Raw genomic sequence first — 13,618 nt, forward strand, 5'->3', positions numbered from 1 at the left:
TTCTCGCGGTCGGGGCGTGAGCTTCTGCCCACACAAGGGTGACCTGCCGGTCACGTCGGCGTCGTGTCCTCTCCGACATGGTCCTCTTGCTCGTTCCCGTCTTCGTCGTCGAAGTCGACGACACCCAAGCCTTGACGCATCTCGCGCGCTGTCGCACTTCGGCTCCATGAATGGGCGCCCGGCCAGCCGCTGGGAGGAAGCCAGGGTGCAAGCCAATCGGCGAGGGTCGCAGCGTCGTCCGGGTCGCACATGACGACGTCGACGCCGCCGTCGTAAGCACTGATCGCCTTGCTGAGGTCCTCGGCCAAGACGATGAAGTCGTCGTCTTGTTCGTGGGCGAGCATGACCAAGGCGTCGAGGAGGCGATCCTCGACTGGGCCTGTCGTGAACGAGTGCGTCGGCAGCGGCCACTCCTTCCCGTCCTCGTCCGGGTCGGAGTCTTGCCAGTCCACGTCGGTCCCGAAATCCATGGGCGGGTCGGTGACCCATGATTCGAGGTGGGGAAGGACTGACAGCGCCCGATCGCGGAAAGGCCCGGGCCGCGGGTCGTCGGCAAACACGATCACCATGGCGGGCAGATCCGTCAGTTCCTCGACAGCGCGGACGATTCGTCGGAAGCGACGGCGGACCGCCCGGGCATCACGACGGTGACGAATCTGTTGCCTGCCCTCTGTCAGCGTGTGGAAGCGCACCCATGCCTCCGGCCGCGCTTCTCGGGGTGCCCACCCCCAGGGCAGCACGCCCTGCCATTGGACATTCCACCGGTCGAGGAGGGCCTGCGCTCGAGGGGACCCGCCGGGTGCCAGCGTGAGCGGTGGCGTCGAGTCGGTGTCGGTCACGGCGCGATCCTTCCATGGGGCGGCACGCGGTCGGCGAGGTGGCTGCCGGTAAGTGGCCCGCGCACAGGAGTTGGTCGTCTGGGCCATCCTCATCACATGCAGTTCTCGTGGTGGTCCTGGTCGGGGCTCGTGATCGTCGCCCTCGGGGGACTCGGGCTGATCGGACGCGCCTGTGTGATGGCCGTTCGCCGAGACGGCATCGCGCGGGCCAGGGCGGAGCGCGGTCCGAGCGCTCCGTGGTTCTGGTCCGGAATCGCGTTGCTCGTTGCGACCGGTGTCGTCCTGGCCCTCTGGGTCCTCGTGCTCGACAGCTGACTGGCTCACGTGCAGCTCTGACCGGGCGGCCAGCCGTCCGGATGGACGATCGTTCATCGGACCCCATCTGAGACCGAGGTCTGCTGCGGTGGAGGTGATGATCGGGACTGGGGCCCCGAGGTGTTCTGTCGTGAGGGTGTCGGCTGTTTGTCGGGTCCGTGTCGTGGACCTCGGGGCTGGTCGTTCTTAGTGTGAGGTGCATGAACGAGACACGGATCGTCGATCTCCGGACCCAGATGGGTTGGACCCAGGAACGCCTCGCAGACGCGAGCGGCGTGACCGTCCGCACCGTCCAGAGGCTCGAGGCAGGCAATGACGGGAGCCTCGACACGCTGTCGCGGGTGGCGAAGGCCTTCGGCGTACCAGTCCGTGACCTCTTCGTCACCGTCGCCGAGGACGACTACGGCCGCTCCGTCACGGCCCTCGACGAGCGGACGACTCGCCAGCAGGATCGGCGGGGCCGGGTCGAGGAGGGCTTCCGAGCCCTGTACTACGGCGTCGGCGTGCTCTTCACGATCGCCGTGGTCGTCGCAGTCGCCACCGACGTCGTGCCGAACGTCGTGATCTTCTCGATTCCCGCCTACTGGATCGCCGGGTGGTTGCTGTCGATGTTCTTGTTCCTCGTCGTCCTCAGCCCCCGCCTGGACCGCGCCTATCCCCTCTCCCGTGCCGCCGCGGATGAGGCGACGAGCGGGTAGCCACAGCGTGTCGATGGGAACTCGAAGCGCGTTACCGCCGTCAGTCGACGGGTCAGTCCGAAGAGGGACGTGCCGGGTGGCTGAACTGGATCATGCGATCTGCTGGCGGTGGGCCGGCCGTCGGATTCGTCCAGGCGACGCTCACACGCGAGGGCGCTGACCTCGTCGCTGATCTCGCGTGGCTGGTCACGGCCTCGGAACAGGGTCGCGGTCTCGCCGGGGAGGCGGCGACAGCCGTCGTGACGTGGCTGACCTCGCTGGGTGTCGGGCGCCTTCAGGCCTACGTCCACCCCGACCACGAGGCGTCAGCTCGGGTGGCCCGTCGGCTCGGGCTCGTACCCACGTCGACGGTCGTCGACGACGAGATCCTCTGGGAAGCCGTCGTCGCTCCCAGGGCACAGCGGCACGAGGGCGTCCGTCAGTCGATCGTGCAGCGGGGGTAGGTGCGGTTCGGCCGTCGAGCATCAGCCTTGTGGTGGAGTCGGGGCTCGTCCGGCCACCCCAACCGGCCACGGGGGCGACGGCTGCGGGCGACCCGGTGCGGCGTCCCAGCCCCGCGGCGCATCATGAGGCCATGCCCGCCTTCCGCCGCCCCTCCCGTCCGCCCCACCCCGTCCGCGTCGAGCCCGGCCCCGGGCAGGAGTCCGTGTGGGACTACCCCCGCCCGCCACACGTCGAGCCCCGCACCGAGCGCGTCGTCGTCCGTCTCGGCGGCGTCGTGGTGGCCGACACGACGGCCGCGATCCGCGTGCTCGAGACGAGCCACCCGCCCGTCTACTACCTGCCCCGCTCGGACTTCGCCGCAGGTGCCCTGTCGCGCGCCGAAGGGCGAAGCCTCTGCGAGTTCAAGGGCCAGGCCGGCTACCTCGACGTGACCGGCGGGGGAGTCGTCGCGCGCCGCGCCGGCTGGTCCTACGCCGAGCCCTGGCCCGGCTAGGAGTCCCTCGTCGACCACGTCGCGCTGTACCCGGGCGCCATGGACTCCTGCGAGATCGACGGCGAGGTGGTCCAGGCGCAGGAGGGCGACTTCTACGGCGGCTGGATCACCGCGAACCTGGTCGGCCCGTTCAAGGGCGCACCCGGCACGATGGGCTGGTAGGGACGAGGGCCCCGACAGGAGGAGACTGGACGGATGTCCAGACGACCCCGCCCCCGCCCCACGTCCCTCGCCCGCACCCTCGGCCGCATCGCCCTCGGTGGCGCCCTGGTCTTCGCCGGCACGAGCCACCTCACGTTCGCCCGTGAGCCGTTCCAGGCCCAGGTGCCCGAGTGGTTGCCGCTCGACGACGACTTCGTCGTGCTCGCCTCCGGCGTCGTCGAGATCGGCATCGGCGCGGCCCTCGTCGTCGCCCCCAAGCACCGCGTGACGGTCGGCTGGGTCGCCGCGGCGTTCTTCACCGCGATCTTCCCCGGCAACATCTCGCAGCTCGTCACGCACACCGACGCGTTCGGCCTCGACACCGACGGCAAGCGCGCCTTCCGCCTGGTCTTCCAGCCGCTGCTCGTCCTGCTGTCGCTCTGGTCGACGGGCGCCTGGCGCGACCGTCGCAGCATCGGCCGCCGCGCCAAGTAGTCACGGTCGGCCCCGACGGCCCCCGACCGGCCGACCGGCCGACCCGAGGAGGCGCGGCTCAGCTCGACAGCGCCGCCACGACCACCTCGGCGTCGGGGAACCACTTCGTGTAGTGGTCGGGGTCGGCATTGACCTGGACGGCGTGAGCCGCCTGGGTCGGCGTCAGGTCCTTCCAGCCCGGGATGGCCACGAGCTTCGTGAAGAAGCTGGTCGCCGCCGTGTAGGGGTCCATCCGCTGCTCGTAGGTGCCCCACTGGCCGTTGTCCCGTTGCTGGAAGAGCCCTCGGCTGTCGGGCCCGACGGCGTCGCCGTAGTCGATGTTGCGGAGGCTCGACTCGCCCATGGCGGTCATCACCCCGATGGCCTGGGTGTGTTCCCCGATGCCCTGCGCCCGGGCGGCCAGCATGATGTACGCGGCGTTCACCAGCCGGTCCTGGCAGTACCCGGCGACCGGCCCGGCCGGCACCTCGATGTCGCCGACCATCACCGGGTCGACCTCGGGGCAGGCCGGCACGGGCGTCGACGTGATCGCCGTGACGTCCTCGTCGCGGGGTGCCGTGAGCGCCGAGACGACCATCGCGACGGCGACGACGAAGGCGACGAGCCCCACGCCGAACACGACGGAGACGGCGATCAGCACGCGGCGCACGGCGGGCCTCCTGGGGGTCGGGTGGGGTGGCGATCAGTGGGCGGCGACCGGCACGGAAGTCGTCGTCGAGGATAGGCGATCCGCTCGGCAGTTCGTCCCGCGTCGGCTGGGGGGTGGGTGTGCCTCCCTCCGAATGCCCTGGCAATCCGCCGCCGACATGCCGGTAACGTTGCCCGCCGTCGACCCGACCACTCGGGCCGCGGCAGCCGGGCACCGCCCCTCCGCAGCTCGATCGCCGCGGCGCCCGTTCCTGCGACCGGCGCCCGAGATCCAGAGGAACGTCGTTCATGGGAACCCCACCCACCCCTACCCGCGAGACCCGTCCCGACCGCCCGACCCGCGCCTCCGGACGGAGGCGCCCGCGGCGTCTGCGCGTCGACGACGTCACCGTCGTCGACCCGGCGATGATGAAGCGCGCCATCGGCGGCACCGTCGTCGGCAACACCATGGAGTGGTACGACGTCGGCGTCTACGGCTACCTCGCCGTCACGATGGGCCGGGTCTTCCTGCCCGAGGCCGACCCGTCGCTGCAGATCCTCTTCAGCCTCGGCGTCTTCGCCTCGACCTACGTCGCGCGTCCGCTCGGCGGGGTCGTCTTCGGCCGCCTCGGCGACCGGGTCGGACGTCAGAAGGTGCTCGCGACCACGCTCATCCTGATGGCGGGCGCGACCTTCCTGATCGGCGTGCTGCCCGACTTCGCCGCGATCGGCGCCCTCGCCCCGATCGCCCTCGTCGTGCTCAAGCTGCTGCAAGGCTTCTCGACCGGTGGTGAGTACGCCGGGGCGACGACGTTCGTCAGCGAGTACGCACCCGACAAACGGCGCGGGTTCTTCGCGAGCATCCTCGACCTCGGCAGCTACCTGGGCTTCGCGCTCGGCGCCGCGGTCGTGTCGGTGCTGCAGCTGCTGACCACCGAGCAGCAGATGCTCGACTGGGCCTGGCGCCTGCCCTTCCTGCTGGCCGGCGTGCTCGGCGTCGTCGCCATCTACTTCCGCCTGAAGATCGAGGAGTCGCCCGCGTTCCAGGCGACGCAGGACGCTCAAGAGAACAAGGTCGGCGAGATCGCCGACGCGCAGGGCCGTCCGCGCAACACCCTCGCCCTCGTCCGGCAGCACTGGCGTCCGATCGTCATCGCCATCGGCCTCGTCGCCGCCTCCAACACCGTCGGCTACGCGCTGACCAGCTACATGCCGACCTACCTGACCGACTCGCTCGGCTACGACCCGCTGCACGGCACGCTGCTGACCATCCCGGTGCTCGTGCTGCTCGCCCTGCTGCTGCCCGTCGCCGGGCGCCTCAGCGACCGCATCGGCCGACGTCCCGTCATGTGGCTCGGTGCCGCATCGGTGCTGCTGCTCGCCCTGCCCGCGTTCCTCCTGATCGGCGTCGGCAGCATCGCGACGACCCTCGCCGGGCTGTCGCTGCTCGCCGTGAGCGTCGCGCTCTGGGTGTCGAGCCAGGCGTCGTCGCTGCCCGCGCTCTTCCCGACCGCGAGCCGCTACGGCGCGATGGGCGTGTCGTACAACGTCGCGATCGCCGTGTTCGGCGGGACGACGCCCCTGATCATCCAGGCGCTGCTGCAGGCGACCGGCAACGAGCTCGTGCCGGCGTTCTTCCTGATGGCGACCTCGCTGGTCGGAGCCGTCGCGGTGTGGTTCATGAAGGAGTCGTCGCAGCGCCCGCTGCCCGGCTCGATGCCGAGCGTGGCCACCGAGGCCGAGGCGCACGAGCTCGTCGAGACGCAGGACGCCAACCCGAACATCGACCTCGGCGACCTGCCCTTCCTCGACGCCGAGCCCGCCCAGCCCGTCGACCCCGCCGAGCCTGACGAGCCCGCGGCGACGACCGCGTCCGCTGCGTCGTCCTCGCAGAGGACCGCGCGCTAGAGCAGTTCGGCCCGATCGGCGAGGTACGCGGCGAGGTCGCGGACCTCGCCGGTCGCCGTGCCCCACCGCACGAGGGCGTGCCCGTCGCGGACGAGGAGGCGCTGCTCGCCGCCCTGCAACGCCGCGGTCGACAGGTCCACCGTCTCGTACCCGTAGTTGACGACCTCGCCCTCGTCGAAGTGGCCGCGCACGGCCGCCCGCCGTTCGGCCTTGCGCTGCTCGACCTGGGCGGACAGGTGCTGGGAACGGGTCGGCGTGACCGCCCGGGTGATGCGTCCGGTCTCGAAGACGCGGCCGTCGGTGCCGAGCAACAGCACGCCGAGTCGCCAGGCGCGCCCGGCGGGCTCGAGGGACTCGGCGGTCTTCACCACGACGATGCGCCGGGCGGGCTTGTGGCGGGCGAGGGCCTCGGTGCGCGCCCCGCGCGCGGCCAGGTCGGCGGCCGCCTGCTCGACGAGGGCGCGGAGCGAGGCGGCCGCCTCGTCGTCGGACGGGGACTCGGGGGCCGGCACCGCGCCTCCTGCGATCGGGTCGTCCACGTGGTGCTCGGGCGGTGGGCTCAGGCGTCGTAGCCGTGGTCGAGGAAGTCCTCGATCACGTCGACGACGAACGCGTGGTCGTCGGCCTGCGGCAGGCCGGAGACGCCGGCCGAGCCGACGACGCCGACGCCCGTGACCCGCACGGGGAACAGCCCGCCGTGCGCCGCGTAGAGGCCGGTGTCGAGGCGCGACTTCTCGTCGAACGTGCCGCCCTGCACCCGGAACGACTCGCCCACCCGGTACGAACTCTGCCCGTAGCGCTCGACCACGCGGGCCTTGCGGTCGAGCCACTCGTCGTTGTCGAGGCTGCTGCCGGGCAGGGCCGCGTGGAACGCCCGCTGCCGACCGTGCCGCACGGTGACCGCGACGGCGAGGTCGCGGCGTCGGGCCTCGGCCAGGAGATGCGCGCCCAGGTCGAGGGCGACGTCGAGGGTGAACCGCCGGAAGACGAGGCGCTCTTCTTGTTCGATGAGGGTCTGGAGCAGGGTGTCGTCGGTCATCGGTGGCCTCCTGGGGTGGTCGGGCGAGCTGGTGGGTCGGCACGGGCGCGCGGCGGCGCGCCGTCGCGGGACGACCCGAGCCTAGGCCCGGCCCCCGTCAACGGGCTGGTGGCGTCGGGAGGGGTCAGGCCGAGGCCGCGGCGCAGGGCGACCCCTGGCGGGCGAGCGACCCGCAGTAGACGCCCACGAGGTCGTCGGCCGAACGCGACCACGGGTGGTCGAGGGCGTGGGACCGGGAGGCGCGCGAGAGCCGGTCGCGCAGCCCGGCGTCCGCGAGCACCTGCGTCATCGCCCGGGCCCAGGCCTGCGGGTCGCGCTGCGGCAGCACGATGCCCGTGACGCCGTCGACCACCGATTCGCGGAGGCCGCCCGACGCCGCCGCGATCACCGGGACCCCGCTGGCCGCGGCCTCGAGAGCGATGAGCCCGTAGGTCTCGGAGTGGGAGGGCACGAGCACGAGGGCAGCGTCCCGCAGCAGTGCGGCGAGGCCGGGCCGCGATCGCGGGCCCAGGAAGTGCACGGTGAGGTCGAGGTCGTCGCTCAGGGCGCTCAACTCGGACTCGTACCCGGCGAACTCGGTCGAGGCGCCGCCGGCGATGACGAGGTCGGGGCGCACCTCGGCGGGGACCGCCGCCACCGCGCGCAGGGCGAGGTCGGGTGCCTTGAGCGGTTCGAGTCGCCCCGCCACGACGACGTACGGGCGGCCCGGGGCGGTCCGGCCCGCCTCCGCCGGGTGGAAGAGCTCGCCGTCGACGCCCGGCAGGACGACGTGGACGCGGTCGGGTGAGCCGCCGAGACGGGAGGTGACGGTCCCGGCCTCGGCGTGGCTGATCGCGACCACGGCGTCGGACTCGCGGGCGAGCCGTTCTTCGCCGGCGATCCTGCCGGGGGACTCGGCGCGTTCGCCGTGCGAGAGGGGGGTGGAGTCGTGGGCGGCGATCGAGTGGAAGCTCTGCAGGTGGGGCACGCCGAGGGCACGGGCGACGGGAAGCGCGGCCATGCCCGAGAACCAGTGGTGCGAGTGGACGACGTCCCACGGGCCGAGCTCGGCGAGCCGGTCGCGGAACTCGTCGACGTAGAGCTCGTTGCGCCCCTTCGTGACCGGTTCGGCCGGGCCGGCGTCGAGGAACCGCAGCGTGACGCCGGGGGCGAGGGCCAGGCTCGCGGGCTCGTCGGGCGAGGACCGGCGGGTCAGGATCTCGACCTCGTGGCCCGCGGCGCCGAGCGCCTCGGCCTGGTTGCGGACGACGACGTTCATGCCGCCGACGTCGCCCGACCCGGGCTCGGCACCGGGGGACGTGTGCAACGACACGAGGGCGATGCGGAGCGGGGAGGAGGCGGTGGTCACTTCCCGAGGGTACCGGCCCACCGCCCCCGCGGTCTGCGCGTCGCCGGTCAGGCGACCCCGCCCGCCCAGTAGGCCCGGACGTCGTCGAGCACGGCCTCGGCCTGTCGGCGACCGGCCTCCGCCGCGGGGCGGCGGGTGGTCGTCGCGAGGACGTCGGTGCCGAACGCCTGCAGGGACTCGGCGTCCGCCTGGACGACCAGCACGTCCCGGCCGGCGGTGCGGCGCGCCTCGACGACCTGCGGCAGCGTGGGCCCGAGCGGCGAGACGTCGAGCTCGGGTCCGCACGACAGCACGAGCACCCGGTCGTAGTCGTCGGCGAGGTCGGCGTTGGTGCCCGAGCGCACGCCGCCGTCCATGGTCGGGCGGCCGTCGACGTCGACGGTGGGCCAGACGACGGGCACCGAGCAGCTCGCGGCCACGGCCCGGTAGAGGTCGACGTCCGAGCCGGCGTCCAGCGGACGGAACGAGCCGTCGGTGGCGTCCACGGTGCAGACGGTCAGGGCGGCGTCGGGCCAGGCGACGCCTCCGAAGCGCTCCCGCATGGCCGTGACGAGTTCAGGTTCGTCCGCGACCACGGGCGTCTCGCGCGCCAGGGCACCGATGCGGGCCCGCGCCTCCTGCTGATCGGTCGCCCCCGCGAGGGCCTGCCCGAGGGTCTGCTGGAACACCTCGGGGTCGATCGAGCCCGACGGCAACTCGGTCACGGCCTCGAACTGCTCCCGCAGGCCCTCGTCGACGCGGCCGAGCCGCACCATCGTCCCGACGACCGATCCGGCCGAGGTGCCGACGACGAGGTCGGCCTCGTCCACGGGCACGCCCGCCTCGAGCAGCCTCGACAGCACGCCGAGCTCCCAAGCGATGCCGGTGATGCCGCCACCGCCCAGGACGAGGGCGGTGCGGGTGGGGGTCGTGGTCGTGCTCATGTCTCTCCTCGGTCGTGGTGGCGGTCCGGGCAGGAGGCGCGGTGCGTCCCCCGGGGCCGCGCTCGACACTAGGCCGGTCACCTCGCCACGTCCTCGGGCGGGTGTCAGGCGGCGCGCAGCTCGTCGGCGCGGCCGAGGTCCTGCACGTGCCACTCGGTCTGCGCGAGGGCCGAGCCGAGCCGGTAGCCGTGCAACGAGGCGATGCCGCCGCTCCACGACATCCGCTCGGCGACCTGCCACACCGTCGGCCGCTCGAGCGCGTCCAGGGCGGCGGCCGCGTCACGGCTGCGGTCGGCGCGGTGCGCGATCAGGGTCTCGGCCCGAGCGCGGAGACCGACGAAGCGGTACTCGTGGCCGGGGCACACCTCGAGAGCGTCGGGGCCGGCGACGTCGAGCGCCACCATGCGGTCGAGCGAGGCGAGGTAGTCGGTCAGCGGGTTCGCTCCCGTGCGCCCGCCGAGGCCGATGCCGGGGTTGATCCGCGGCAGCACGTGGTCGCCCGTGAAGACGAGTCGCTGCTCGGGCTCGACGAAGCAGAGGTGGCCCGCCGTGTGGCCCGGGGTGTGCACCGCACGCAGCAGCCGTCCCGCGACGGGCAGCACGTCGCCGTCGCCGAGCAGCAGGTCGGCGGTGAGCGCGGGCAGGTGGCGACCCGACCCCCACGACGCGACCAGCGCCTCCTGGTCGTCCCGAGGCGCGCCCCACCGGGCGATGTCGGCGTCGGCGGCCGCGGCGTCGGACGGCCGATCGCCCAGCGCGCGCTGCTCAGCGGCGTGCAGGGCGATCCGGGCGCCGGAGGCCCGGCGCAGCGCCTCGGCTCCGCCCAGGTGGTCGGCGTGCAGGTGGGTCACGGCGATCAGCTCGACGTCGGCGAGCGAGTGGTCGACGTCGGCGAGGGCGCTCTCGAGGCGGTCGAGGTTGGCCTCGACTCCCCACCCGGGATCGATGACCGTCAGGGCGCCGTCGGAGCCCTCGACGACGTAGCCCAACGAGTGGTCGTCGATGCCGTCGCCGAACTCGAACGCGACCGACCAGACGCCGTGCCGGATCTCCTCCACGGGCGGCAGCGCGCCGCGACGGACGGCGTCGGCCTGCACGGGGCTGAGCGGGACGGGAGGGGCAGGAGGCGCGGGTCGGCTGGCGGCGTCGGTCACCCCGCGAGCCTAGCCAGCGCCGCCCGCGCCGCCCCGCGTCCGTCGAGGCGGCGTCGGGCCATGCGCAGCCCGTCGTCGACGCGGCGCCGGACTATGCGGAGCCCGTCGTCTACTCGGCGGAGACCTCGATCAGCACCTTGCCGACCACGTCGCCCTCGACGGCCTCGTGGGCGGCGGCCGTGTCGGCGAGCGGGAAGCTGTGCAGCGGCAGGCCGGCGGCCTCGCCGACCGGCAGCACGCCGTCGCGCAGGGCCGCGGTGACGTCCTCGACGGCGGCCTGCAGCGCCTCCTCGCCCACGGTGTAGAGCAGGACGAACTGGAACCGGGTGTTCGTGATCATGTTCGCCCGGATCGGGATGGTCGTCGTGTCGCCGCCGTTGTCGGCGTAGATCGCGACGGAGGCGCGGTGGGCGACGACGTCGGCCAGCAGGTCGGCGTTCTGCGAGATGGCGACCTCGACGACGACGTCGACGCCGGCGGGGGCGATCTCGCGGATGCGGGCGGCGGCGTCGTCCGTGCGGTAGTTGACGACGTGGTGGGCACCGGCGGCCGTGGCCAGGGCGGCCTTCTCGTCGCTGCTGATGGTCGTGACGACGGTGGCCCCGGCCCAGCGGGCGAGCTGGATGGCGGCGTGACCGACCGCACCCGCGCCTCCGGCGACGAGGACGACGGCGCCGTCGAGGCTGCCGGGGGTCAGGCGGCTCGGGCCGTCCTCCCACACGGTGAGCGCGCGGTGGGCCGTCATGGCGGGGACGCCGAGGCTCGCGCCGACGTCCAGGCCGACGCCCTCGGGCAGCGGGACGACGCGGGACGCGGGCAGGACGGTGTACTCCTGCGCGGTGCCGGTGGGGCGCTGGTGGGCCGAGAGGTAGGTCCAGACGCGGTCGCCGACCGTCAGGCCGGTGACGTCCTCGCCGACGGCGTCGACGACGCCCGAGCCGTCCTGGTTGGGCGTGACCTCGGGGAACGGCAGCGACTCGCCGGGCCCGCCGCCTGCGCGGGACTTCCAGTCGGTGGGGTTGACGCCCGAGAACACGACGCGCACCCGCACCTCGCCGGCGGCGGGTTCGGGCAGGTCGCGGTCGACGAGCTGCAGCACGGTGGGGGCGGGTCCGGTCTCGGAGTACACGATCGACTTCATGCCCGGAGCCAACCAGACCCGGCCCCGCCGTGTTCCCGCCCGGGACGCCACCGAGTGGACACGGCACCGCTGCACGTCACGGTGTCGTGCCCACTCGACGGCGTCGTGTGGTGCGCGGGCCGGCTCAGGACCCGGCGCCGCGGAACAGGGCGAGCGCCAGCAGGTCGTCCTCGAACCCACCGCCCTCGTGTCCGTTGTACGGCCACACCGTGACGTCGGCCGCCCCGGCGTACGCGTGGAACGCGCCGAACACCGTCGACGGCGGGCAGGTCGGGTCCATCAGTGCCGTCGTGAAGAGGGCCGGGGCCGTGGCCCGCCTCGCGAAGTTGACGCCGTCGAAGTACGCGAGGACGTCGTGCACCGAGGAGGCGCGGTGCCGGTGGACCGCCAGGTAGCGTCCGATCTCCTTGTACGGGTCGGCGTCGGTGATGACGGTCGCGCGCCGGAAGTCGCAGAGGAACGGCACGTACGCCGCGACGGCGGCGAGGTCGGGGACGAGTCCCGCGACGGCGAGTGCGATGCCGCCGCCCTGGCTGCCGCCGACGACGGACACCCGGGAGGCGTCGACGACGTCGAGGCCGCGCGCGGCCTCGACGGCGCGGACGGCGTCGGCGAACACCCGGCGGTAGTAGTAGGTCTCCCGCGAGTCGATGCCCCGCGTCATGACGCCGGGGTGAGCGGGACCCGAGCCGTCCGGGTCGGGGGTGGCGCCGAGGCTCCACCCCGAGCCCTGGCCGCGGGTGTCCATCTGCAGGTGAGCGAAGCCGGCCGACGACCAGAAGAGGTTCTCGACGGCGGCGCCGCGACCGCCGCCGTAGCCGACGAACTGCACGACCGCCGGCAACGGTCCCTCCGCCCCGGCGGGCACGCGCAACCAGGCCCGCACGGGCTGACCCGCCCATCCGGCGAACGTCACGTCGTACACGTCGACCGTCGTCAGCCCCGTGTCGACCCGGTCGACCCGCAGGTCGAGCGGGTGCGCCCGCGTCTCGGCGAGCGTCGTCGCCCAGAACTCGTCGAAGTCGTCGGGGTCGGTCTGGGTGCTGCGGTACTCCCGCAGGGCGGGTTCGGGCAGGTCGGTGAACATGCCCCCTTGTCTACCGCAGCCCGCGACGACAGCCGAGGAGGCGCGGTGCAGGAGGCGCGGCTCAGCTCGCGCGGGCCAGGTTCGGCACCCAGCCGAACGCGGGCGCGACGTGGTCGGCGACCGTCTGCAGCAGACGGGCGTTGTAGGCGACCCCCAACTGGTTGGGCACCGTCAGCAGGATCGTGTCGGCGTCCCGGACTGCGGCGTCGGCGGCCAACTGCTCGGCGATGACGTCGGGTTCGCCCACGTAGCTCTTGCCGAAGCGTGACTGCACGCCGTCGAGCAGGCCGACCTGGTCCTGCGAGTCGGCCTGGGCGCGGACGCCGAAGTAGCGACGGTCCTCGTCGGTGGTGATCGGGATCACGCTGCGGCTGACGGACACCCTCGGCTCACGGGCGTGCCCGGCGGCGCGGTAGGCCTCCCGGTACAGCGCGATCTGCTCGGCCTGCAGCTCGTCGAAGGGCACCCCCGTGTCCTCCGTCAAGAGGGTGCTGCTCATCAGGTTCATGCCCTGCTCGCCGGTCCAGACGGCCGTCGACCGGCTGCCGGAACCCCACCAGATGCGCTCGCCGAGGCCGGGGGAGTGTGGCTCGACCGAGAGCCCGTGCGACCAGCCGGTCATCTTGGGGTCCGACTCGGCGACGTCGGCGCCGTCGATCGCCGCCCGGAACGCCTCGGTGTGCCGGCGGGCGAGGTCGGCGTCGCTCTCGCCCTCGAGGGGGACGTGGCCGAAGGCCTCCCAGCCGCGCAGGGCGGGCTCGGGTGATCCGCGGCTGACGCCGAGCTGCAGGCGCCCTGCGCTGATCAGGTCGGCGGCCGCCGCCTGCTCGGCCATCGAGAGCGGGTTCTCGTAGTGTCGGGTCGAAGACGACAAACGTCATCGCGCAGAATCATCGATGTTGCCGAATACGCGGCTGCTGCCGTCAAAGTGTGGCGAACGGCGGCGAGAACTTGTTGGCCCCCGCC

General features: G+C 73.1%; 14 protein-coding genes and 2 pseudogenes. 6 read left to right on the top strand and 10 right to left on the bottom strand.

Annotation, left to right across the window (positions count from 1 at the left end; all coding sequences use genetic code 11):
- Positions 1 to 50 precede the first annotated feature (50 nt).
- Positions 51 to 839, bottom strand: coding sequence for a hypothetical protein (locus tag HQQ78_RS00640; protein WP_173150781.1), 789 nt, complete (start codon positions 837 to 839; stop codon positions 51 to 53).
- A gap of 96 nt (positions 840 to 935) precedes the next feature.
- Here HQQ78_RS00640 and HQQ78_RS00645 point away from each other — a divergent pair, with 96 nt between their 5' ends.
- The 5 genes and pseudogenes from HQQ78_RS00645 (at position 936) to HQQ78_RS00665 (ending at position 3,425) form a co-directional block, all read left to right on the top strand.
- Positions 936 to 1,154, top strand: coding sequence for a hypothetical protein (locus HQQ78_RS00645; protein WP_173150782.1), 219 nt, complete (start codon positions 936 to 938; stop codon positions 1,152 to 1,154).
- A gap of 200 nt (positions 1,155 to 1,354) precedes the next feature.
- On the top strand, positions 1,355 to 1,852 hold the full coding sequence (locus HQQ78_RS00650) for a helix-turn-helix transcriptional regulator (protein ID WP_173150783.1): 498 nt from the start codon (positions 1,355 to 1,357) through the stop codon (positions 1,850 to 1,852).
- Between the two features lie 32 nt (positions 1,853 to 1,884).
- A pseudogene (locus HQQ78_RS00655) lies at positions 1,885 to 2,295 on the top strand (GNAT family N-acetyltransferase); the annotation flags it as partial.
- Between the two features lie 131 nt (positions 2,296 to 2,426).
- Positions 2,427 to 2,951, top strand: a pseudogene (locus tag HQQ78_RS00660) (DUF427 domain-containing protein).
- A 33-nt stretch (positions 2,952 to 2,984) separates the two neighbouring features.
- Entirely contained in the window at positions 2,985 to 3,425 is a 441-nt protein-coding gene (locus HQQ78_RS00665) for a hypothetical protein (RefSeq protein WP_173150784.1), read from the top strand.
- Positions 3,426 to 3,483: 58 nt separating this feature from the next.
- Here HQQ78_RS00665 and HQQ78_RS00670 read toward each other — a convergent pair whose 3' ends face one another.
- A complete protein-coding gene (locus tag HQQ78_RS00670; protein WP_056044955.1) occupies positions 3,484 to 4,074 on the bottom strand; it encodes a hypothetical protein in 591 nt (196 codons plus the stop codon).
- A 287-nt stretch (positions 4,075 to 4,361) separates the two neighbouring features.
- Here HQQ78_RS00670 and HQQ78_RS00675 point away from each other — a divergent pair, with 287 nt between their 5' ends.
- A complete protein-coding gene (locus tag HQQ78_RS00675; protein ID WP_173150785.1) occupies positions 4,362 to 5,960 on the top strand; it encodes an MFS transporter in 1,599 nt (532 codons plus the stop codon).
- Here the strand turns inward: HQQ78_RS00675 and HQQ78_RS00680 are convergent.
- From HQQ78_RS00680 to HQQ78_RS00715, 8 genes are all read right to left on the bottom strand, one after another.
- A complete protein-coding gene (locus HQQ78_RS00680) occupies positions 5,957 to 6,499 on the bottom strand; it encodes a hypothetical protein (RefSeq protein ID WP_173150786.1) in 543 nt (180 codons plus the stop codon). The genes HQQ78_RS00675 and HQQ78_RS00680 overlap by 4 nt on opposite strands.
- Positions 6,500 to 6,519: 20 nt before the next feature.
- A complete protein-coding gene (locus tag HQQ78_RS00685) occupies positions 6,520 to 6,999 on the bottom strand; it encodes a heme-degrading domain-containing protein (RefSeq protein WP_123569985.1) in 480 nt (159 codons plus the stop codon).
- 124 nt (positions 7,000 to 7,123) lie between these two features.
- Positions 7,124 to 8,347: a glycosyltransferase gene (locus tag HQQ78_RS00690; RefSeq protein ID WP_123569986.1), complete on the bottom strand. Its 1,224-nt coding sequence runs from the start codon at positions 8,345 to 8,347 to the stop codon at positions 7,124 to 7,126.
- A gap of 47 nt (positions 8,348 to 8,394) precedes the next feature.
- Positions 8,395 to 9,270, bottom strand: coding sequence for a patatin-like phospholipase family protein (locus HQQ78_RS00695; protein WP_173150787.1), 876 nt, complete (start codon positions 9,268 to 9,270; stop codon positions 8,395 to 8,397).
- 104 nt (positions 9,271 to 9,374) lie between these two features.
- Complete coding sequence (locus HQQ78_RS00700; protein ID WP_173150788.1) at positions 9,375 to 10,424, bottom strand: MBL fold metallo-hydrolase; 1,050 nt, start codon at positions 10,422 to 10,424, stop codon at positions 9,375 to 9,377.
- A gap of 109 nt (positions 10,425 to 10,533) precedes the next feature.
- A complete protein-coding gene (locus tag HQQ78_RS00705; protein WP_173150789.1) occupies positions 10,534 to 11,565 on the bottom strand; it encodes an NADPH:quinone reductase in 1,032 nt (343 codons plus the stop codon).
- A gap of 124 nt (positions 11,566 to 11,689) precedes the next feature.
- Positions 11,690 to 12,652 carry an acetylxylan esterase gene (locus HQQ78_RS00710; protein WP_173150790.1) on the bottom strand — a complete coding sequence of 321 codons (963 nt, stop codon included), beginning with the start codon at positions 12,650 to 12,652 and terminating at the stop codon, positions 11,690 to 11,692.
- A gap of 61 nt (positions 12,653 to 12,713) precedes the next feature.
- Positions 12,714 to 13,487 (bottom strand): LLM class flavin-dependent oxidoreductase, encoded by a 774-nt coding sequence (locus HQQ78_RS00715; protein ID WP_173152037.1) that lies wholly within the window; start codon positions 13,485 to 13,487, stop codon positions 12,714 to 12,716.
- Positions 13,488 to 13,618 lie beyond the last annotated feature (131 nt).

The organism is Frigoribacterium sp. VKM Ac-2859 (genome assembly GCF_013204925.1).
Taxonomy (GTDB): Bacteria; Actinomycetota; Actinomycetes; order Actinomycetales; family Microbacteriaceae; genus Frigoribacterium.